The sequence below is a fragment of the Roseimicrobium sp. ORNL1 genome (genome assembly GCF_011044495.1).
In the GTDB taxonomy this organism is placed as follows: domain Bacteria; phylum Verrucomicrobiota; class Verrucomicrobiia; order Verrucomicrobiales; family Verrucomicrobiaceae; genus Roseimicrobium.
In genome coordinates this window covers 2,101,559-2,122,942 of the sequence record NZ_CP049143.1, presented here as the reverse complement: position 1 = coordinate 2,122,942, position 21,384 = coordinate 2,101,559, and the positions used below count along the sequence as shown (strand labels likewise).

Genomic DNA, 21,384 nt, shown 5'->3' with positions numbered 1-21,384 from the left:
TTTTTTTCATTGCATCACATGTCAAAGTCACCCGCAGTTTCCCTCTATGACACCACCCTCCGTGACGGCACGCAGGGCGAGGGCGTCAACTTCAGCGCGCACGACAAACTCCGCATCGCCCACGAACTGGACGCGTTCGGCATGCACTACATCGAGGGCGGCTGGCCCGGCTCCAATCCGAAAGACATGGAGTTCTTCGAGCTGGCGAAGACCCAGACCTTTAAGAACGCGAAGATCGCGGCCTTCGGCAGCACGCGCCGGGCGAACCTCGCCGTGGAAGAGGATCCACAGGTGAAGATGCTCATCGATGCCGGCACGCCGGTCGTCACCTTCTACGGGAAGAGCTGGCTGCTGCACGTCACGGAAGTCCTGCGTACTACGCCCGAAGAAAACCGCGCGATGATCCGCGATACCGTGCGCTTCTGCAAAGAGGCTGGACGCGAGGTGATCTACGATGCGGAGCATTTCTTCGACGGCTTCAAGGATGAGCCTGAGTACGCCCTCTCCACCCTGGCCGCGGCGCTGGAAGGCGGGGCGGATTTCCTGGTGCTCTGCGAGACCAATGGTGGCAGCCTGCCTCATGAGGTCGAGGAGATCACGAGAAAGGTACAGGCCCGCTTCCCGGAGGCCAAGATCGGCATCCACTCGCACGATGACGGCGGTCTTGGCGTGGCCAACGCGCTCGCGTCCATCCGCGCCGGCGCCGTGCAGGTGCAGGGTACGATGAACGGATACGGTGAACGCACGGGCAACTGCAACCTGACCACCGTGGTCCCGAACCTGGCTCTGAAGATGGGCTACGAAGGCCTGGTGCCGGACCTGACCAAGCTCACCGCGCTCTCGAAGTTCGTCGATGATGTGGCGAACCTGCCGCACTTCAACCGCGCTCCGTTCGTGGGCAGCACGGCCTTCTCCCACAAGGGGGGCACGCACGTGAATGCCGTGCAAAAGCTCGCACGCAGCTATGAGCACATCCAGCCTGCCTCTGTTGGCAATCGCCAGGTGGTGCTGGTGAGTGACATGTCCGGCCAGGACAACATCCTGCGCAAGGCCCAGGAGCTGGGCTTCGATCTCAAGCGTGGTGAAGAGTCCCGCCGCATCCTTGAGCAGGTGAAGCAGCGTGAGAATGACGGCTACGAGTTCGAAGCCGCGGATGCCTCCTTTGAGTTGCTGCTGCGCCGTGAGCTTGGCCTTTACCAGCCCAGCTTCAAGCTGCTGGAGTATCACACCACACACCGCCAGCATGGCGAGCGCGGACTGGATACCTGTGAAGCCACCGTGAAGCTTGAGCTCAACAACGAGCGAGTCTACACGGTGGAAGAAGGGGACGGTCCGGTGAACGCCCTGGACCGCGCCCTGCGCAAGGCCCTGGCCGTCGCGCATCCCGAGCTGGCACAAGTGTCCCTGTGCGACTTCAAGGTGCGTATCCTGGACAGCAAGTCCGGCACCGCGGCGAAGACGCGCGTGCTCATCGAGAGCACCGATGGCACGGATAGCTGGGGCACCGTGGGCGTGGACTTCAACATCATCGACGCGAGCTGGGAGGCTCTGCGTGAGAGCCTTGAGTACTACCTGCTGAGGAAGAAATCCCAGCGGGAAGCGTAGTGGCAAGATGACAAAGGTGTCATAAAGGACGCCTTCGTCCATGTTGACATTGGGAGGGCCGGAGCGAGGATCCGCCCTCCCCACGACTTGGGCCATTTCTTTAGAGGTTCCCAAACGAATTCCTTGAACGAAAGAGCCCTTGTCTCCACCAACGCCCGCACGCGCTCATGGTGATTGACCTTTCCTCCCGCATCCAGCAGCCACTCCAGCGCAATCTTTACAAACTCGCGGCTCCTCTCGTAGAGCGCGGTTTGGCGATTCGGAGTTTCAATGATTTGTACGAGCGCACCCGCCGCGCTTACGTCAACCATCCGGACTATCCCTCGTCCCGTGCGTGGTTCTCTTCAGGACTGAAGGAACTCGGCGCGCGCTATGAAGTGGACTGGCCCGCGAACTTCAATCTTCCCGCCGAGGGGCCGCTCATCGTGGTGTCGAATCACCCGTTCGGTATTCTGGATCCGGTGATTCTCGCCGATCTCGTGTCTGCGTTTCGCCCTTATGTGCGATTCATGACGAACTATCTCCTCGGCACCATGGAGGAGATGCGTCCGTGGATCATCGCGGTGGATCCCTTCGATGGAGAGAACAGTGCGCAGCGCAATCTCGCGCCCATGAAGGAGGCGCTGCGCTTCCTTCGCCAGGGTGGCGCGCTCGCCATTTTCCCCAGTGGTGAAGTGGCCCACTACAAGATGGGGCGCGGGGTTGAGGAGAGTCCTTGGAGCTCTCATGTTGGCGCCCTCGTACGCCGGACAAAAGCAACCGTGCTGCCCGTGTACTTTGAAGGGCACAACAGTCCGCTTTTCCACGCTGCCGGCATGCTGCATCCGCTGGCTCGCACGGGCCTGATCTTCCGTGAACTGTTCCAGCGCTGCAAAGAACCAGTGCAGGTGAAGGTGGGCCAGCCCATTCCCTTCTCACGGCTGAAGAAGTTTGAAGATGACGAGAGCCTGACACGCTACCTGAGGCTGCATACCTTTATCATGAGCCAGCGTGGCAAGCCCGAGGTTCGTCACAAGGAAGCGGATGAGGCGAACGAGCCGCGCGACAACATCAAGCCGGTGATCGCGCCGCAGACAGAGAGCCAGCAGGAGGCCTTCGAGCGCGAGGTGGAAGCCTTGCGTGCGCAGGGCAGTCATCTGGCGAGCCAGGGAAACCTGAGTGTCTTCGTCGGATCTGCCGCGGAGATCCCTTCCTTGCTGCGTGAAATCGGCCGTCTGCGCGAGGTGACCTTCCGCGCGGTGGGCGAAGGCACAGGCGAAGAGATCGACCTCGATCGCTTCGACGACCACTACCTGCACATTTTCCTCTGGGATGAGAAGGAGCACCGTGTGGCCGGCGCCTACCGGTTGGGCCGTGCGGATGTAATCCTGCGCCGCTATGGTAGGAAGGGGCTGTATACGAGCACCCTCTTCAAATTTCAGAAGCCATTCCTGTCGCACCTCGATGACGCGCTGGAGATGGGACGCAGCTTTATCGCTCCGAACTACCAGCGCAGCATCGCGGCTCTCCCCCTGCTGTGGAAGGGCGTGCTCACCTGGGTCACGCGGTATCCGCACTACAAGAAGCTCTTCGGACCGGTGAGCATCAGCGGCGAGTATCAAGGACTCTCGCGCAAGCTCATGGTCGAGTTCCTGAGCGACAACAATCTGCATCCCGACCTCGCCACCCTTGTGAAGCCGCGCAAGCCCTTCCGCTATGGGAAGAATCGCAAGCTCCTGCGTGAGTTCATCTCCGCGGAACTGGGCAATGTGGATGACTTCTCCGCACTCATCTCCAGTCTCGAAGAAGACGGCAAGGGCATCCCCACCCTGCTGAAGCACTACCTGCGGCTGAATGGCACGCTGCTGAGCTTCAACGTGGACAAGGACTTCTCCTCATGCCTGGATGGACTCATCCTCGTGGATGTCACTGAGACGGATCCTCGCCTGCTTGGGAAATACATGGGTGAAGCAGCCTGCGGAGAGTACCTGAAGCATCATGGCATTGAGCCGAAGAGCGATGTGGCGACGGCGGAGGGCGCTGCGGGTGCGGCTACGTCGACGTCCGCGAATCGCGCGTGAGTGAAACGCTTTCTCCTCATCGAACGTCTCGTGAGGAAAGTTGCACTCCCCATGTGGAGTAGACCTCACGATGTACTACCTTGCGCGTAGCGCTTTGGAGTGCGGTGCGAAGCACCGCTTTGAACGGAGGAATGTCGCATGATAGCTTCCCCCAAAGTGAACCTACAGCAATCACTGATGTGCCGTGTCTATCATTCCACTCGGGACTTCATGGTGAGTAATACGCCAGCGCTCCGTTCAAAGCGGTGCTACGCACACGCACTCCAAAGCGCTGCGCGCAAGGTGGTTCACTCAAGGACATGACATGCGCCATGCCGCGATTGACTCACGAGACGTTTGATGGTGTCTTTATCTCCCGTTCCCCCTTACCTCTTCCACGCCGTCACCTTGGAATTCGCAAACTCCACGGTGGCCCGTTCATAGGGAACATAGTCTACCATGGGCTGGTAGGAGTAGAAGGAATCGTAGCAGTAGCCATACCCGTGCGGACCGTACCAGCCACCGTAGCCCCAGCCGGGGCCTCCCCATCCGCCAGGCACGGCGTCATAGTCCAGGTAGGACCACTGCTCCATGGCGCGACCATTTCGTGAACCACGGAAGGCGCGATCTGGACGCCCCCAGGCGATGAAGACGGCCTGCTTGCTCATGCCTTCCTCCACCTCACCACGCGACACGAGGCCCTTGTGGCGCTCGCTCAGCTTGTTGTAGATCTCCGGGTTGCGCTCAATACGCTTGGCAATGGGCGATACGCAACTGGCCAGCAGGAGGCAGGTGGCCGCTGCAAAGAGGGCAGGAAGGGTTTTCATGGCGGAAAGGGTTCGGAGTTAAACGATGATGGTCGATTTCCGAGTGTTGAATTTCGCGCGCCGGAATGTCGTATTTTTATTAGTAGCACAATTTCAAAGGAATCGGCAATAGCCTCGGTTTGCGATTCGTGCCGACTTTGCCACGAGTAGCGAAGGTGCCGTCCTGATTCGGTGGCGTTGCGCGGAAGATAGCGTAGCTTTCTCTCCCTCCCGGCGTGCATCCCATGCGCATCGAATCCAAGAGACTAACTTTCTGGCGGGCCTTCTGGCTGTTCCTGGCAGGGCTGTCGCTGTTGTTGGTCGGGTTGCTTTCCATCCCATTCTTCAGCTTGCGACATTTCCCGGTGAGCGTGGTGAAGGTGATTGTCTTGGCAGAACTTTTCTACATCCTGCAGGCATACTTGATGGCTCGATACTGGATGCGGGTGCAATCAAAGAGCCTGTTTCATTGGCAGGTTACTCCCACCTATGTGGAAGTCCATTGCGGGGAACGCATGCTGATTTCAATTCCATGGCGTGACGTGTCGGACGTGACCTTCACACGAGGTGTCATGAGGCTGAAACTAGACCTCCCTAGATTTAGATTTGACGGATTTTTTCTCAAAGGGATCAAGCGATGTGAGTTTGAGCGGGTGGAGGCCCTGCGTCGTACGAGCGAGTCGTAAGGGTAAGGGTTCGAGGGCGAGGGCTGATGAAGGAAAATAGGCAGGCCACAAAGGCCACCTCCGGCGAATCCGTCCATGGCCCCATGATTTGTCTGGTGGATTTTTCGCGTCCAGAGGCGACTGAACTTCAACACTCTTCTGCCCATGTCCCTGCTACTCACCCACACCAATGCCAATGGAGAAGCCGCGATGGTGGACATCTCGGCAAAGCCAGTCTCCCGTCGCGAAGCAGTCGCCACGGGCCACATCAAGCTGCAGCCTGCGACTCTGGAGTTGATTCGAGAGAATCAAATCCAAAAGGGGGATGTGCTGGCCGTGGCGCGCATTGCCGGCATCCAGGCGGCAAAACTCACCCAGCATCTCATCCCGCTCTGCCACCAGATCCCGCTTAGCAAGGTGGGTGTCGACTTCGTGCTCAATCCGGAAGGCATCACCGCCACGGCCACGGCGAAGACGATTTGCCAGACCGGCGTGGAGATGGAGGCGCTCTCCGCGGTGACCGTATCGCTGCTGACCATCTATGACATGTGCAAAGGGGTGGACAAGTCAATGCGGCTTGACGGCGTGCATCTGGTGAGCAAGACGAAGGAGCCGGCCGAGAAAGGCTGACTCACCCACATGTCCACACCTGCTCCTGCACCCGCTCCTACGCCTGCCACGATTACGGTTGGCATCATCACCGTCTCGGACCGCGCCAGCGCTGGTGTGTATCAGGATCATGGAGGGCCTGCGTTGAAGAAGGCCAGCAACGAATACGGCTGGAGCGTGGAAGCGGAAGCGCTCGTGCCGGATGACGTGGTGGCTATCCAACAGGCAGTGCTCTCTTTTGCGGCGCAGGGTTGTGGGCTCATCCTCACCACGGGCGGCACCGGCATCGCTGACCGCGATGTCACGCCAGAGGCTATTCGTGGCATCATGCGCGTGGAGATTCCCGGCTTTGGCGAGCTCATGCGGATGAAGTCGCTGGAGATCACGCCGAATGCCATCCTGAGTCGCTGCATGGGCGCGATTGTGAGGAACTCGCTCGTGCTCGCGCTTCCTGGCAAGCCGTCGGGTGCGGTGGAGTGTCTCAGCTTTGTGGTCGGCGCCGTTCCACATACCGTGAAGGTGGCACGCAAGGAACCGACGAGTTGCTAATGTCGAACGAAGAAGAGAAGGAGTGACGCCATGACTGTGGATGACATGCTCGACTTGCTGGCCTCCGTGGGAGAAGTGACGCCGCGCCGGATGTTCGGCGGCACGGGCTTCTACAAGAATGGCATCATGTTTGCCCTGGAGGCGTACGGCAGGCTCTTTCTCAAAACCGACGAGGAGAATCGCCAGATATTCATCGACGCGAGCTGCGAGCCCTTCCGCTTCGTGGACAAGGACGGCAACGAGACCGTGATGAGCTATTGGGAGCCGCCGGAGAGCGCCCTCTCCAGCCCAATGAAGATGAAACCCTGGGCGCTGCTCGGAGTAGAGGCGTCCCTGCGCAAGGCGAAACCGAAGGCGAAAGCAAAGAAGAAGCCGAAGCAGGAACCGGAAGCGAAGCCGGGGCCAAAGGCCAAAAAGAAAACCGCGGCGAAGAAGGCGCGGAAGAAATGAGGTACACTGAGTCGACGGTGGCACGATAGACATCCGTCCAACCATCATCACTCCCACCATGCCTGCTCACGCGGATCAGTTTAGCATTACTACCCGGGGAAAGGGCACGTATGACATCACCTCACAGGTGGAGCGTATCGTGCGTGCCTCCGGCATTCGTGTGGGCACAGCCACGGTCTTCGTGCAGCACACGAGTTGCAGCCTGGTGATCTATGAAAATGCGGACCCTTCCGCGAGGACAGATCTGCATGAGTTCTTTGAGCGCCTGGTACCGGAGAACACACCGTGGTTCGTGCACACCTGCGAAGGGCCGGATGACATGCCGAGCCACATCCGCATGGTGCTCACCCGCACCAGTGAAGTCATCCCGGTGATGCAGGGACGCATGACCTTGGGAACGTGGCAGGGGATCTATCTCTTCGAGCACCGCCGTGCGCCGCATACGCGGAATGTGGTGGTGAGCGTGGTGGGAGAGTAGCGACGCATGCTTGCGGCGCCACGTGATTTCAACACGGAGACACGAAGACGCAGAGGCACAGAGTTTGATTTTGGAATGGATAGTGAGGTGCGCTAATTTCTTGGACCACGGGATAAGAGACAAGCCGTATGAGTACCGTGACCCGAAAAAAGCGTTACAGCAGTGATTTTAAAACCCATGCCGTGGAGTTGGTCCGCATGGGCAAGAGTGTGTCCGAGGTGGCTGAAGAACTCGGCATTGGCACTGGCATCCTTTACCGTTGGACCCGGTCCCAAAGGCAGCCGGTGCAGCTCGTGGGCGCAGACCAACGAGCCGGAGGCGAGGAGGGCGAAGCCAACGAGCTGCACCGGCTGCGGCGTGAAATCGCCAACCTGCGCCTGGAGAACGACATTTTAAAAAAGGCCGCTGTCATCCTGGGCACGCCATCGCCGTCCAAACTCGCGAAATGATCCTGCAACTCCAGCGCCAGACCGGTGGGAGTGTGCGCAAGATCTGCGACGTCCTGGAGCTGCCCCGCAGCAGCTTTTACCATGCGGCAAAGCCTATCTCACGCCATGAGCAAGACGCTCGCCTGGGGGAACTCATCGAGGAGATCTTCAAACGCAACCGGTGCCGCTATGGCTACCGCAGGATCCATGAGGAGCTGTGTGACCATGGCATCGTGTGTGCGCCTTCGAGGCTGCGCCGCATCCTCAAAACACGGGGCCTCAAGGCCATCCAACCCAAGAACTACCTGCCCAAAACCAGCGATGGCCGGGCAGACCGTCCCTCTTCCAATCTGCTGGCCCAGCAGCCCGTGCCGCAGAAGCCCGGCGAGGCCTGGGTCGCAGACATCACCTTCATTCCCACTACGGCAAACTGGCTCTATCTGGCCGTGGTCATGGATTTGGGCTCGCGTCGCATTGTGGGCTGGAGTCTCGCATCACATATGCGTGCAGAACTCGTCGTCCATGCCTTGGAACAAGCCCTGCAAACCCATCCCAAAGCCAGCGGCATTGTCTTCCACAGCGACCGGGGCAGCCAGTATGGCAGCACTGCCTTCCGTTCCGTGCTCACGCGTGCCGGCCTGCGCCAGAGCATGTCGGGGCGAGCCAACCCCTATGACAATGCGTGGACAGAGTCCTTCATGGGTACCCTCAAGCGCGAGATGCTTCAAGGAGGCCGCTTTGAAGATCTCACCGATGCACGACTGGAACTCTTTGAGTACATCGAGGGCTACTACAACAACCAGCGCAAGCACTCCGCCATCGGTTACCTCACCCCCAATCAGTTTGAGACCCAATCCAGAAACCTAAACTAAGACACTCGCTGGTCCAAAAATGCGTTGCACCTCATAGGCAGTTGGCCACTCGTGGAAGAATTTCCTAAGTCTTCTCGAATCCTCCGTGCCTCTGCGTCTCTGTGTTGAAATCCTCGACGTTGCCTTCCGCGGTCACTTCGCATCCGGCGCGGTCCATTCCCTGCGCCGTTCTTCACGCAGCGTGGTTCTTCCTCCGTTGCGCTTGCGCATGGGATCAAAGGCCAGGTCACTGCCGTCCACTTTCATCTGGTACACGATTTTCAACAGCTCTCCCAGCCGGCCCTTGGGAAAACCCTTCTGGTTGAACCACGCGAGGTACTCCACTGGCAGATCAAAAATCGGCACGCCGTACGGAGGGAAATTCTGCGGGCCAAATTTCCCGAAGGGCATGCGCATCCGTTCGATGGCGGCCATGTCCTCCGCCATACGGGCAGCAAGTTCGTCGGGATTCACAGAGGTAGTTCAGGGTTGGGATTCTTATCTTACACCGATTCCCGCCGCGTAAAGGTCGGCATCACACGCACATTCCCTTCGCGCACCACGCCGTCCTGCACAAGCCCCACGACCATGCGATGCACGCGCTTGGCAAAGGCGGCGGGACTCACGGCGTAGCGGGCCACACGGGGCTCGGTGCTATCGAGGAAGGTGTCATCATCGCGGCACACCAGTGCCATGTCCTGCGGGATGCGCACGCCGCGCCGCAGCAGATGGGTGAGCACGGTGAGCGCGGAGGCGGACCGTGCGATGAGCAGCGCGGTGGGACGCGGCTTCTCAGCGAGCAGGTCATCCAGCTTCGCGCAGAGGCCGGCATTGGTGCCATCATGCCGACAGATGGTGCCGCTAACACCGCGCTGCGCGAAGGATTCCAGCCCTTCCAGAAAGCCGCGCTCGCTCTCGATGTCGCCGCCGAGTTGCTCACGGCGAATCAGCAGGGCGATGCGCTTGTGCTGCCTGCCCGCGAACAGGCCCACGGCATGGCGGCATGCGGCGCGATAGTCGCGGTCCACGGCTGACAAATCCGTACCTGGGAAAGACGACCCCACCACCACACAGGGAGTATCATGCTCTGAGAACCAGCGCTGCATCGCCTCCGTGGCCTGATAGAGCACCCACGCGGCGGCTGGCGTGCCTGCGATAAGCGACTCCAACGCACGCGCGGGATTTTTCCTTCCGAAGCCCGCTCGTCCTACCACCACCTGAAGAAGGTGTCCCTCATTCGCGAGCTGGCCGCGCAGTTCATCCACCCACAACATCACAAAAGGCGGCATCGCATGCAGCGGCTCCGGGCTCAGAAGGCCCACGGTGAGAGTGATGGGCGACTTCGCCGGTGGTTTGATGAGTACCTTGGTGCGGCATCCATGCGCCACCTCCACCAGCTTCTCCCGCTGCAGCACCTCCATGGCCGCACGCAGGGTGGGCCGGCTGATCTGCCACTGGGAGCAGAGCACACGCTCCCCCGGTAGATGTCCCCGCCACAGTCCCGACTGGATACCCTGCCGCAAGACCCGCACCGTCTCCGCGACAAGAGACGAGCGTTGCGGACGGATGGACTGGCCCTTCATGCCCTGCACTGAAGCGGATGGGGCGTGTGCTGGTCAAGGGATTTTACCAGCGGCCCTGGGAAGAAGGTGACTCCTCGACTTCAACACAGAAACACAAAGACGCAGAGGCACAGAGACTTAAAAAAACTCCGTAGCTTTGTGTCTTCGTGTTTGATTCGTCCTGCCGTCCTCACCCTTCGGGCTGCTTCGCAGTCGTCTCGCTCCGCTCGGCGCTGTGTTGAGATCCACGATGAGCCATTACCCATAGTTCACTTCACCAACACAAACACCGCGCTGCTCATCACTTCGCCATTCACCATCACGTCCACAGCGTGCTTTCCGGGGTGATGCTCGCGGGTGGTGAAGTCCACGATCCGCTGGCTCTTCGCTAGAGTCAGGACAGCGCCCGGCTCCAGCGTACATTCCTTCCACTTGAAGACCTTGGCGGAAGTAGCGCCTGACTTTTTCACGTAGTGGATGGCGTAGTCGATGACCAGTCGCTGAGCCTTCTTCGTCTTGGACTGCAGGTGCAGGGACATGGTCATGCGCTCACCGAGTTTCACCTTTTGGGAGGTCACGGAGAATTCCACCACTTTCACCTCAGCCTTCTCCCCTGCCCCAATCACGGTCAGCGCGCGGCGATCACCTTTTTTTATCAAGGTACGCAAAGCGCGCTTTGCAATCCATGCCGTGTGCTCATGCTCCATGGGCCACTCCGCGAGACGCTCCAGAACCCAGTCCGGGTGATCCTTGGTGATGTCATTCAAATGATTCGCCACGGACTTGCGCACATACAGGCTCGGGTCCGTCTTGAGGTTGGAGAGGATGGGCAGCACGGGGGATGGATCCTTGATGAGCGCATCCAAGCGGAAGGACCACGGTAGGCGCGGACGGCATCCTTCGCTCGCGAGACGACGCACATGCTCATCCTTGTCGCGCGACCAGCCGTGCATGACCTTGAGCGTGCGCTTCAAGTCCTGTCGAAGGAAGGGACGAATGGCGAACTCCGCCGAACCGAACGTCGTGAAGAACTTCAGTGCGTCCATGGAGGGCTCGAAATGCTCCAGCCCGTACACGCTCACATAGTCCGGCAGCACCAGCGTGACGAAGTTGTGATCGATGCGCGGTGCGACCTTGCGCAAAATTCCGAGTGCCTTCTCGTAGTCGGAGGGCAAGGTGGCGTGCAACCCCTCCGTCATGCGCCGTAGCCGCTGCATGAGATTCAACGGCTCCAGTCCGGGAAGCGTGGCCGCGAGGAAGGCTTTCGAATCGAACTTGGGATATACCGCCGCGACGTCCGCCGCCATCGTGCGAAAGCGGGCTTCATTGAACCACTCCTTCAGTGCAGGTGCGGCGGTGGATTCGGTTTCTGATTCGAGGGGCATACAGTTGGGTTAGCATCGGATAGAGCCGAAGAAAAGGAAACGCGCGCAAGCGATTGTCGAGCCATCCATCCGGTTCTAGGATGGCGTCGTCACCTACGTCAGGAGACTTCACTCACCCATGGTCAGCTTCATCACGCCCGACGTCGCAATAGGTACCAGTCTGGATGCCGCAGACACCAAGGTGATTGCCGAGCACGGGTTCCGTTCCATCTTATGCCTCAATGGCCACTTTGTCGGCTGCGAACCGGCGGAGTGTGGAGTGGAGGCCCTGAAGGTGTACGACTTCATCGATGGACCGGGAAACGATCCCTGGCTGGTCCGGCAGGCCGTGCTCACGCTGGAGAAGTTTGTGAGACTGTCACCTAAGGTCCTCGTGCATTGTCGCGCTGGCCGCAGTCGTTCGGTGGTGATCGTGGCCGTGTGGATGATGCGCACCGCCAAACTCTCTCCAGAGGATGCCCTGACCTTCATCGCGAAGCGCCGGGAAATCGCCCTGACACCGGGCATTGAGGAACTGCTGTACTCGGAAGACTGGACGAAGTAGAAACGCGCAGATTCGGAGATCGCGCGGGAAGTGCGCAGTTGCCGTGAAGGAAAAAGACCCTACGATGGTGAACAGCACATGGAGGAATTCATCAAGAGAGCACTACTCTTGGCGCTCATCGTCGGCATCGCCAGTGGGATCCGGTGGGTCGCCTGGCGCTTTCTTCCAAACCAAGCCAGATGGCTAAATGAACACCTGGGAGATCGGCAGCGGAAACTGGCCGGGATTTTGTGTCTGTTTGGCATGCTGCTCTTTATCTCCGTGGCTGTGGTGAAAGTGGTGATCCTCAGGAGTCACGAGTTCTCCTGGCCATGGGAGCTTATGTTCTGGACCGGCGTAGGGATCGTCTGCGCAGGAATCTTGCTGGGATTTCTGGAAGCGATGTTTGGTGGAAACCAAGGCACTCCCCAGAAGAAGCCGCAGAAGCAGGAAACGCTGCCGTAGTTTCCCTGTCCAAAATTGCCCGGGCTGGACTTCTCTCCCAGTTCCCCCCAGACTTTCCACGCTGCCGTCCCTGTCTCTATTTCCCTCTCCATGAAACGCCTCCTCCTCACCTCCCTCCTGGCCGCCGCCTTGCTCTCCCCCGCCCAAGCGGAAGAGCATGATGTGGTGATCTATGGCGGCACCTGCGCGGCTGTGATCGCTGCGGTGCAGGCCAAGAAAATGGGCAAGACTGCCATCATCGTCTCGCCGGACAAGCATCTCGGCGGTCTCTCCAGTGGCGGCCTGGGCTTCACGGACACGGGTAACAAGGCGGTCATCGGCGGCCTTTCCCGCGACTTCTACCACCGCATCTGGCTGCACTATGACAAGTCCGAGTCCTGGAAACAGCAGAAGAAGGAAGAGTACGGAAACAAGGGCCAGGGCACGCCTGCCATGGACGGTGCCGAGCGCACCATGTGGATCTTCGAACCGCACGCGGCGGAGCAGGTCTTCGAGGACTATGTGAAGGAATTCAACATCCCGGTGAAGCGGGACGAGTGGCTGGACCGCGAGAAGGGCGTGAAGAAGGAAGGTGGACGCATCACTTCCATCACCACGCTGAGCGGCAATACGTACGGCGGGAAGATGTTCATCGACGCCACCTATGAGGGCGACCTCATGGCTGCCGCGAAGGTGGACTACCACGTGGGCCGCGAAGCGAACAGCGTGTACGGCGAAAAGTGGAACGGTATCCAGGTGGGCGTGCTGCATCACCGCCATCACTTCGGTGCGGTGAAGAAGCCCATCAGCGCCTATGTGGTGCCTGGCGACCCGAAGAGCGGCGTGGTAGCCCGCGTAAGCGCCGAGCCCGTGGGCGAATACGGTGCCGGTGACAAGCGCGTGCAGGCCTACTGCTTCCGCATGTGCCTCACGGACCATCCGGAGAACCGCATCCCCTTCCCCAAGCCGGAAGGTTATGACGCGAAGCAATACGAACTGCTCCTCCGCGTCTTCGACGCCGGCTGGCGCGAGACGTTTGGCAAGTTCGACCCGATTCCGAACCACAAGACGGACACGAACAACCACGGCCCCTTCAGCACGGACAACATCGGCCTCAACTACGACTATCCGGATGCCTCTTATGAGCGCCGCAAGGAGATCATCAAGGAGCACCAGACCTACCAGCAGGGCTGGCTGTGGTTCATTGCCAACGATCCTCGCGTGCCCAAGGATGTGCAGGACGAAATGAAGAAGTGGGGCCTGCCGAAGGACGAGTACAAGGACAATGGCAACTGGTCCCCGCAGCTCTACATCCGCGAAGCGCGTCGCATGATTGGCAACTACGTGATGACGGAACTGGAACTCACCAAGCAACGCCCCACCCCGGACTCCGTGGGCATGGGCAGCTACACCATCGACTCGCACAATGTGCAACGCTACATCACCCCAGAAGGCTACGTGCAGAACGAGGGCGACATCGGCGTGAGCACGAAGGGCCCGTATGAAATCGCCTACGGTTCACTGGTGCCGAAAAAGGGCCAGGCGGACAACCTCTTCGTGCCTGTGTGCGTCTCCAGCACGCACATCGCCTTTGGCAGCATCCGCATGGAGCCCGTGTTCATGATCCTGGCCCAGAGCGCAGCCACAGCGGCTGTGATGGCCATCGACAGCAACATCCCCGTGCAGGATGTGCCTTATGAAAAGCTCAAGGAACGCCTGCTCAAGGACGGCCAGGTGCTGCACTACAGCGGCCCTACCTCCAGCAAGGGCAAGGACGCCGGCAAACTCGAAGGCGTGGTCATCGATGACCAGCGGGCCAAGGTGACCGGCGAGTGGGAGGAAAGCGGCTCGGCCAAAGTCTTCGTGGAAAATGGCTATCAGCACGATGGCAATGACAAGACCAAAACGGTGACAGCCACCTTCGAAGCCATCATTCCGAAGCCCGGCAAATACGAAGTGCGTCTTGCTTATCCCGCGAACAACAACCGCGCTTCCTCCGTGCCCGTGGAAATCGAGCACGCGGGCGGCGTGGAGAAGGTGACCGTGGATCAGCGCAAGCCTCCCACCATCGACGGTCTCTTTGTGTCGCTCGGCACCTTTGACTTCGCCGCAGGCAAGCCCTCCACCGTGACCATCTCCAACAAGGGCACGCAAGGCTATGTGGTGATCGATGCAGTGCAGTGGGTACCGGTGACGAAGTAAAAGAAAGTGCGATGGCGTGACCCAGGACACTGGTCACGCAAACTTTCCAGTGAAGATCGTGAGAAGGGCGCGTTGAATGGTCAACGCGCCCTTTTCAATTCACGCCGAATCGCTCCGCTCAAAGCGGTGTAGCGGCCTCAAGGGAGGCCTTTGCCACCGCTCTCCAAGACGCAAAGCGCGGGTTATATCACCAACGAGAAGCCACGCACTGCGGTAGCAATCACGATGGCAGGGAAGACATATCCAATCGCCCTCTGCTACTCTCGCTCTTCCGATTCACCCTTTGCCACTGCTGCGGCACCGCCTGCTTTCTCTCCAAGAAACTTCACCGGCTTCTCATAGATGGCGAGTACGATGCAGCCCGCCTCGCTCACCACGCTGTGATGCGTGCCGGGCGGGTGGATGCGCAAGGTCCCGGCATGGATGGTACCGCTCTGGTCGCGCTGGCTGCCGGCGAGCACGAAGATGTGCTCCCAGCCATCGTGATAGTGTGTGGGCACGCGTCCCTCACGACGGAAGCGTATCAGCGCCGCGGTGGGACCGGTGATGCCGTCGCCATAGAGGCGCACGATATCCACGCCATCGCGGAAGTACTGCCAGGGCAGGTTCTCCTCGTGCTGGACGATGTTGAAGAGATCCTTCAGCTCGATGTGCGGAAAGGCCGGCGGTGCTGGGGTCGGGTCGGGGGCAGTCACGATGATGCGGCAGCATAGGAAAACCGCATCCCATGGCGAGTGAAAGTTTTCTCCATCAATTTCAGGTTCAGGGCTGAATCCTCACTCATACGACGGGTCATTCCGTAATGGCCTTGATGAATGCCGTCGAATCACTCACGGCACCGAAGACACCACCCTGCATCTTGATCATCTTGAGCGCGGAAGTGTAGTTGCCCACATCCGTGGCGCCCGTGCAGTCCGCGAGCAGCAAGCATTCGTAGCCGCGGTCATTGGCCTCGCGCATGGTAGTGTGCACGCACACATCCGTGGTGATTCCCGCGAGCACTATGTTCCGGATGCCCTTGCGTCGCAGCAGCATGTCGAGGTCGGTGGCGTAGAAGGAGCCCTTGCCCGGCTTGTCGATGATAGCTTCACCTGGGAGAGGAGCGAGTTCCGGAATAATGTCCCAGCCTGGCTCGCCACGCGTGAGGATGCGCCCACAGGGACCTGCATCACCAATGCCCGCGCCAATGCGCTGGCTGCGCCACAGTTTATTCTCAGGCAAGTCAGAGAGGTCGGGGCGATGTCCCTCGCGTGTGTGCATCACGTGGTACCCCTTCGCACGCGTGGCGGCGAAGACTTTCTGGATGGGCTCAATAGGAGCGCGTGTGAGGGAGATGTCATACCCCATCTTGTCCACATAGCCGCCGGGACCACAGAAGTCCGTCTGCATGTCGATGACGAGGAAAGCGGTGTTTTCAGGACGGAGGTCACCGTCATAGGGCCAGGGATACGGATCAGATTCGACGAAAGCCATACGTGAGATTGAGGTTGGAAAGCAAATGATGTTCCAAGGAGAAAGGAAATGGCGATCCGGTAGTTTCCCACCGGATCGCCCGCACTTCACACCAGACCAGGCACAACGAAGAAAAGAGGAATCAAAAGGGTGTAGGGAAAGTGACTGGCAAGAAGCATTGCCTAGGCGGCATCCGGCAGGGCGTCGGACTCATGTTCGGGCTCTTCCGCGGGCTTCGGAGCTACCACGGCAAACTTCGCGCAACCGATGAGTATCGCCGTCACCATAAGATAGCTGATGGCAACGACCGGGGACATGTTGATCCCAATCTTCTCGCCGTGCATGAGCCCGAAGAAAGTCATCACCGCGCCAGCGCCTGAGAAGTACGCGGCCTTCATGAACTTTCGGTCGATGATGAAGGCTGCCACGGCGGCCAGAATCACCCCGCTCAAGATGGCACCGCCCCCCATGATCTCCAGACCGTGATAAAGCACACCCACCTGTCCCAGCTTGTCCACGCCCACGGCGGCGGCATTCGTACCGGCAGCACCGAGTGAGTTATCGATGAGCATCTTGCCCCAGGCCGCGAGGTGCGGTGTCAGGGATAGGATGATGGCTGGCGCATGGGACTTGGGTGTCTCCTGGAAGGCCTGCGCACCAATCAGCATGCCGATGTAGAGCAGGATGGGCGAGATGGCCACGATGGGAATCAGGGAGGACATCAGTGAGATGATGCCAAAGGTACAGAGGATGATGACCACAATCCCGGTCGCGGCAGAGTAACCGATGCGACCGCCCATGGACTTCCAACCGGGGTGACCGATGTACACCGCATTGATGAACGGATTGCCCAGGCAGCAACCGATGAGACTGATGACACCGTCCGCAGTGAGCACTCGCGTAGTGGGGAACTCATCTCCCGCGACCGCCGCGCTCTCCACGTTATCGAGAGCTTCCACAAGATCGTAGATGCCGAAGGGAATGGCCGTGACGAGAATCACGCCGAGGAATTCAAAGCCGGAAAAGATGTGTCCGAAGGCAGGCAGCGGAATGGAGAAGCCGAAATTCGTAAAGGACTGGGTGAGCTTTTCCAGGCTCATGCCGCCGTAGTTCAGACCGAACAGATTCGAGCCCCATGCGATGATGCTGCCCACGCCGATGGCGACGAGACCGGCGGGAATGCCGCGGAAGTAGCGCACACCGCCGAACCAGCTCAGCAGAATGATGGCAAAGCACACCACGCCGATGACAGGCGTCATGAACATGTTGAGCGCGGGGCTCATGGAGATGAAACTGATGGAAACACCTGCCAGGGTGCCAAGCAGCGCGGCACGAGGAGTAATCTTCCGAATGATGGGCGCGATAAAGCCGCCAACCATGAGTACGAAACTCTGGATGAACACCCACGTGAGTCCTGCCTCCCAACCTTTGATGGGATCCCCGGTCGACAGGGCAATGGGCAGCATGATGACGAAGGTCACCACAAACATGTGAGGCACACTGGTACCGGAAGGCAGGGCACACACATCCGTGCGGCCGGTCTTCTTCGCCAGCCTGTAGGCCAGCCAGGCGTAGTACATCGTGCTCAGGCAGAGCATCACGCCGGTGGCGGGGAGGATGCGACCGAAGACGATCTCCGGGGGCATTTTCACCACGTACAGCAGCAGCGTGGTGAGCGTCAGTAAGTTGACCAGGATATTGGTCCCGAATCCAAAAAAGGCGTTCCAGTCACCTGGTGCCCAGATTTTGGGTTTGAAGTCTGTTGAGGTGCTCATGGTGGTGGCAATTGCATGGATGGCTGATGATGCGTGCTGAGATGAAATGAGATGATGTCGTGATCTTGATGAAGGGAGTGATCTCTAGGCGCGATCCAACGCGGTAATGATCTCTGAAGAGGTGGTGACCCAGCCGAAGATGCCGCCCTGGGCCTTGATCATGTTCAGCCCCATCTCCTGGAAGACTGGGAAGTAGGAGCCCACGCAGTCCTCCGGCACGAGGCACTCGTAGCCGCGATCATTGGCCTCACGCACGGTGGTATTCACACACACCTCCGTGGTGACGCCCGTGACCACGAGTTGCTGGATGCCACGATTCTGCAGGATGGCCTGAAGGTCCGTGGCGAAGAACGCGCCCTTGCCCGGCTTGTCGATCACCGGCTCCTCGGGCAGAGGATACAACTCGGGGATGATGTCATGCCCGGCTTCACCACGGATGAGGATGCGGCCCATGGGACCTTCATCACCGATGGTCTTCTCGCTCTTGCCACGCACCTTCTTGGCAGGCGGCAGGTCGCTGAGATCCGGGCGGTGCCCCTCACGGGTGTGCATGACCTGGAGTCCCGCCGCGCGCCAGGCTTCGAGTAGTTTCTGATTCGGCTCGATGGTGCGGCGGAGTTGCGAGACATCGTTGCCCAGCATCTCTCCAAATCCACCCGGCTCCAGGAAATCTCGCTGCATGTCGATGATCAGCAGGGCACACTTGTCCGGTTTGAATTCGAAGGGATACGGTTCGGCAGCGATGCTCGCGATGTCCATAAAAGAAGTCTCCAGGTCAGTCGGTGGGGTTGGGCTGTTCTGCGGTTCGTGGAGCAACCTTCGAGCCTAGAAGAAGATGGAAATGCCGCCGTGGAACTGCACGAGGTCCTCACGATGCTCGTTAGGCGTCAGCACCTTGTTGCCGTCCAGCAGGCCCTGATTGTCCAGGTGGTAGTACTTCACCCCTGCGTAGAGGCTCCAGAACCCATAGTCCTTCGGGACGAACGTGAGTGGAATGCTGGCCTTCACGCCCGTGCAGAAGACTGCGAGTCCATCGCCGCCGGGGCTGCCGTCGAATTGCTGGTAGAAGTCGTCACCCACCAGATTGATGAAGGTGGGGAACTCAAGCTTCACCGGACCCGCCTTGAAGGTGGGATTGATGCCGATGGTGAAATAGAAGGACTCATCGGACTTGCTTGGGTCGAACACGACCGTCGCCTTGTCCTCGAGTTCCTGCCAGTAGGCCACCGAGGGATTCAGGGCGAAGCCACCGCCCCAGAGCTTCGAGTCATCATAGGAGAGCTTGATCTCCATGTGCTGCGAGGTGGGATAGGAATCCACCATGCTTTTGAAGGCGGTATAGTTCAGGTCGAGCTTCACGCCCCCGTCGAACTTGAAGCCAAGTCCCGCGATGGGGTCGAACTCATTCCAGTAGCCGGGGTCAGCACCCGACTTGTTGGTGTGGAAGGAACTCCAGACCCCGGTGGTCAGGGTGATGTCCTGCAGGAAGGCATCCGGCTCGGAGTAGAGCGTCCAGAAGACCAGGAAGAGGGGCTGGAAGATGACGCCTTCGTTTTCCACATTCAGACCGCGTGGGGTGATGTAGTGGTCCGAGATGTCCACTTGCAGCAGTGCGTGGATCCAGGGATCAGCGGGCTTCGTTTCTACCGGCACCACTCCTTTGGTGCTGGGCGCGCCTGCGAAGAGCTGTGGAGTACCAGAGAGCAATGCGCCTGCTACCGCCAGGGTAGCGAGGCTGTGAGAGAGACACTTCTTTGAGAGTAGATTCATGGATGGTTGATGGAGGGTAAGTGGGAGAGTTGGTGTCAACGTGTGCGGAGATTTGCACAGGCGATGCCAAGTGATTACGCGAGTCGCAGATCGCTGAAACAGAGCGCATTACTTACACAACCCCGACATTGATGGGACGCCTAGATGTGTTGCAGGTGTTGCGTGGCGCAACAGGGTGTGGCGACGCAGGACGCGTGAGCGTAAGCCTTCAAAGTAGCCTCGACTTCAGTCGAATCAGTCGGCTGCAGACAGTACGGCTAAAGCCGTAGCTACAATCTCACTCACGCATTCGGAAACTTCCGGTAGATCCGGCTCCGGTTCACCTTCAGCAATCGTGCCGCTTCTGCGACATTGCCACCTGTGTGCTCGAGCGCTCGCTGAATGAGCACGTGCTCGGCAGATTCGAGATCGAAGGGAATGTCTCCCAGCGAGGTCGATGGTGGCACAGAGGCAAGTTCACCATGGGAGTTGGCCCGGGGGAGATCGTACGCCGCATTTCCCTCGTTCGCCCCGCGCTCCTGAAACAACTGCAGATGCTCCTTCTGCACGGGACTACCGGCGCTGAGAATGAGCGCACGCTCCATCACATTCTTCATCTCACGCACATTTCCGGGGAATGCGTAGGCTTGCAGTGTGCGCAGAGCATCCGCCGTGATGCCTGGCACTGGCACGCCCATTTCATCTGAGAAGATCTGCAGGAAATGTTTTGCCAGCAGAGGCAGATCCTCCGGCCGTTCGCGCAATGGCGGCGTCTGCACGGTGTAGCGAGCCAGGCGGAAATAGAGGTCCTGGCGGAAGTCACCATTCGCAATCTTGCCGGGCAGGTTCGCATTCGTGGCGCTGATGACGCGCACGTCCACACGCCGCGGTTGATTCGCGCCCACGGGGGTCACTTCCCCGTCCTCCAGTACGCGCAGGAGCTTCGCTTGAAGTGAGGCCGGCATGTCGCCGATTTCATCGAGGAAGAGGGTGCCTCCGTCGGCGAGCTCGAAGTAGCCTTTGCGATCCGATGTGGCTCCCGTAAAGGATCCTTTCATGTGACCGAAGAAGAGCGACTCGGCGAGATCTGTCGGGACCGCCACGCAGTTCACGGGAATGAACGCGCCCGAAGCACGCGGGCTGTGATGGTGAATGGCACGCGCTACGAGTTCCTTCCCCGTGCCACTCTCGCCGGTGACCAGCACGCTCGTTTTCCCGAAGTGCTGCAGCCGCTCGATATCCTGGATGATGCGCTTCAGATGCGGACTTTCTCCCACAAACCCGGCCAGACCCCAGCGCTGAGCTTCGCGGGACATCAGGGTGGAGAGTCGCTGGTCGGCGCGTTCCCTGGCACGCTCGGCCTCGCCGCGGCGTCGCATCTCTTCCTCCAGAGCGGCATTGCGCTCCTGAAGTTCACGCGTGAGCAGGCTGATCTTCAGATGCGTGGCTACACGAGTCACCACTTCCTCAGCTTGGTACGGCTTACCGATGTAATCCACGGCACCCACACGAAAACCACTCAGCACGCTCTCTGTCTCCTGGCGGCTGGTGATGAAGATGACAGGGATGTGCGCGGTTTCCGGCTCACGCTTCAGCATGCGGCAGACGGAGAAGCCATCGTGCCCTGGCATCATGACATCCAGCAGGATCAGGTCCGGCAGGGCGCGTGCCGCCAGTTGCAAGGCATCCTTGCCATGGGAGGCAGTGAGCACTTCGTGTCCCTGCGGTTCCAGCACGCTGGCCAGCAAAGAGAGGCTGGCAGGTGTATCATCTACTATCAGGATGCGTGCTTGAGGCTTCATCAGAATCGAA

The 21,384-nt window shown here is 59.5% G+C and carries 22 protein-coding genes; 12 read left to right on the top strand and 10 right to left on the bottom strand.

Annotated elements, in window-relative coordinates; translation table 11 throughout:
- The first annotated feature begins 18 nt into the window (after positions 1-18).
- Positions 19-1,605, top strand: coding sequence for a citramalate synthase (gene cimA, locus G5S37_RS08515; RefSeq protein WP_165202703.1), 1,587 nt, complete (start codon positions 19-21; stop codon positions 1,603-1,605).
- Between the two features lie 167 nt (positions 1,606-1,772).
- Positions 1,773-3,665, top strand: a complete 1,893-nt coding sequence (locus tag G5S37_RS08510; RefSeq protein WP_165202701.1) for a GNAT family N-acyltransferase — start codon at positions 1,773-1,775, stop codon at positions 3,663-3,665.
- A 365-nt stretch (positions 3,666-4,030) separates the two neighbouring features.
- Here G5S37_RS08510 and G5S37_RS08505 read toward each other — a convergent pair whose 3' ends face one another.
- Positions 4,031-4,471: a hypothetical protein gene (locus tag G5S37_RS08505; RefSeq protein ID WP_165202699.1), complete on the bottom strand. Its 441-nt coding sequence runs from the start codon at positions 4,469-4,471 to the stop codon at positions 4,031-4,033.
- A 224-nt stretch (positions 4,472-4,695) separates the two neighbouring features.
- On the opposite strand from G5S37_RS08505, the gene G5S37_RS08500 reads away from it, so the two are divergent.
- The 7 genes from G5S37_RS08500 (at position 4,696) to G5S37_RS08470 (ending at position 8,501) form a co-directional block, all read left to right on the top strand.
- Positions 4,696-5,136, top strand: coding sequence for a hypothetical protein (locus tag G5S37_RS08500; protein ID WP_165202697.1), 441 nt, complete (start codon positions 4,696-4,698; stop codon positions 5,134-5,136).
- A 144-nt stretch (positions 5,137-5,280) separates the two neighbouring features.
- Entirely contained in the window at positions 5,281-5,745 is a 465-nt protein-coding gene (gene moaC / locus G5S37_RS08495) for a cyclic pyranopterin monophosphate synthase MoaC (protein WP_165202695.1), read from the top strand.
- A gap of 9 nt (positions 5,746-5,754) precedes the next feature.
- Positions 5,755-6,273 carry a MogA/MoaB family molybdenum cofactor biosynthesis protein gene (locus G5S37_RS08490; protein ID WP_165202693.1) on the top strand — a complete coding sequence of 173 codons (519 nt, stop codon included), beginning with the start codon at positions 5,755-5,757 and terminating at the stop codon, positions 6,271-6,273.
- A gap of 30 nt (positions 6,274-6,303) precedes the next feature.
- Positions 6,304-6,723: a TfoX/Sxy family protein gene (locus G5S37_RS08485; RefSeq protein WP_165202691.1), complete on the top strand. Its 420-nt coding sequence runs from the start codon at positions 6,304-6,306 to the stop codon at positions 6,721-6,723.
- Positions 6,724-6,781: 58 nt separating this feature from the next.
- Positions 6,782-7,201, top strand: a complete 420-nt coding sequence (locus tag G5S37_RS08480; RefSeq protein WP_165202689.1) for a secondary thiamine-phosphate synthase enzyme YjbQ — start codon at positions 6,782-6,784, stop codon at positions 7,199-7,201.
- Between the two features lie 128 nt (positions 7,202-7,329).
- Complete coding sequence (locus G5S37_RS08475) at positions 7,330-7,650, top strand: transposase (protein ID WP_165201705.1); 321 nt, start codon at positions 7,330-7,332, stop codon at positions 7,648-7,650.
- Complete coding sequence (locus G5S37_RS08470) at positions 7,647-8,501, top strand: IS3 family transposase (RefSeq protein ID WP_165201609.1); 855 nt, start codon at positions 7,647-7,649, stop codon at positions 8,499-8,501. Before G5S37_RS08475 ends, G5S37_RS08470 begins: the two co-directional genes overlap by 4 nt.
- 132 nt (positions 8,502-8,633) lie before the next feature.
- On the opposite strand, the gene G5S37_RS08465 is transcribed toward G5S37_RS08470, so the two are convergent.
- The 3 genes from G5S37_RS08465 to G5S37_RS08455 form a co-directional block, all read right to left on the bottom strand.
- On the bottom strand, positions 8,634-8,954 hold the full coding sequence (locus tag G5S37_RS08465) for a DUF3820 family protein (RefSeq protein ID WP_206026359.1): 321 nt from the start codon (positions 8,952-8,954) through the stop codon (positions 8,634-8,636).
- A gap of 29 nt (positions 8,955-8,983) precedes the next feature.
- A complete protein-coding gene (locus G5S37_RS08460; RefSeq protein ID WP_165202687.1) occupies positions 8,984-10,063 on the bottom strand; it encodes a substrate-binding domain-containing protein in 1,080 nt (359 codons plus the stop codon).
- A 248-nt stretch (positions 10,064-10,311) separates the two neighbouring features.
- Positions 10,312-11,427 (bottom strand): DNA alkylation repair protein, encoded by a 1,116-nt coding sequence (locus G5S37_RS08455; protein WP_165202685.1) that lies wholly within the window; start codon positions 11,425-11,427, stop codon positions 10,312-10,314.
- Between the two features lie 118 nt (positions 11,428-11,545).
- Between G5S37_RS08455 and G5S37_RS08450 the strand changes: the two genes are divergently transcribed.
- The 3 genes from G5S37_RS08450 (at position 11,546) to G5S37_RS08440 (ending at position 14,596) form a co-directional block, all read left to right on the top strand.
- Complete coding sequence (locus tag G5S37_RS08450; protein ID WP_165202683.1) at positions 11,546-11,971, top strand: dual specificity protein phosphatase; 426 nt, start codon at positions 11,546-11,548, stop codon at positions 11,969-11,971.
- 78 nt (positions 11,972-12,049) lie between these two features.
- Positions 12,050-12,415, top strand: coding sequence for a hypothetical protein (locus tag G5S37_RS08445; RefSeq protein WP_165202681.1), 366 nt, complete (start codon positions 12,050-12,052; stop codon positions 12,413-12,415).
- A gap of 90 nt (positions 12,416-12,505) precedes the next feature.
- Positions 12,506-14,596, top strand: coding sequence for an FAD-dependent oxidoreductase (locus tag G5S37_RS08440; RefSeq protein WP_165202679.1), 2,091 nt, complete (start codon positions 12,506-12,508; stop codon positions 14,594-14,596).
- Positions 14,597-14,853: 257 nt separating this feature from the next.
- Here G5S37_RS08440 and G5S37_RS08435 read toward each other — a convergent pair whose 3' ends face one another.
- The 6 genes from G5S37_RS08435 to G5S37_RS08410 all read right to left on the bottom strand — a co-directional run bounded on the left by G5S37_RS08435 (position 14,854) and on the right by G5S37_RS08410 (position 21,374).
- Positions 14,854-15,291: a cupin domain-containing protein gene (locus G5S37_RS08435; protein ID WP_206026358.1), complete on the bottom strand. Its 438-nt coding sequence runs from the start codon at positions 15,289-15,291 to the stop codon at positions 14,854-14,856.
- A gap of 97 nt (positions 15,292-15,388) precedes the next feature.
- A complete protein-coding gene (locus G5S37_RS08430; protein ID WP_165202677.1) occupies positions 15,389-16,069 on the bottom strand; it encodes an isochorismatase family cysteine hydrolase in 681 nt (226 codons plus the stop codon).
- Positions 16,070-16,230: 161 nt separating this feature from the next.
- On the bottom strand, positions 16,231-17,823 hold the full coding sequence (locus G5S37_RS08425) for a regulator (protein WP_165202675.1): 1,593 nt from the start codon (positions 17,821-17,823) through the stop codon (positions 16,231-16,233).
- An 84-nt stretch (positions 17,824-17,907) separates the two neighbouring features.
- Positions 17,908-18,582, bottom strand: coding sequence for a cysteine hydrolase (locus G5S37_RS08420; RefSeq protein WP_165202673.1), 675 nt, complete (start codon positions 18,580-18,582; stop codon positions 17,908-17,910).
- A gap of 66 nt (positions 18,583-18,648) precedes the next feature.
- On the bottom strand, positions 18,649-19,593 hold the full coding sequence (locus tag G5S37_RS08415) for a hypothetical protein (protein WP_165202671.1): 945 nt from the start codon (positions 19,591-19,593) through the stop codon (positions 18,649-18,651).
- A gap of 281 nt (positions 19,594-19,874) precedes the next feature.
- Complete coding sequence (locus G5S37_RS08410) at positions 19,875-21,374, bottom strand: sigma-54 dependent transcriptional regulator (RefSeq protein WP_165202669.1); 1,500 nt, start codon at positions 21,372-21,374, stop codon at positions 19,875-19,877.
- Positions 21,375-21,384 lie beyond the last annotated feature (10 nt).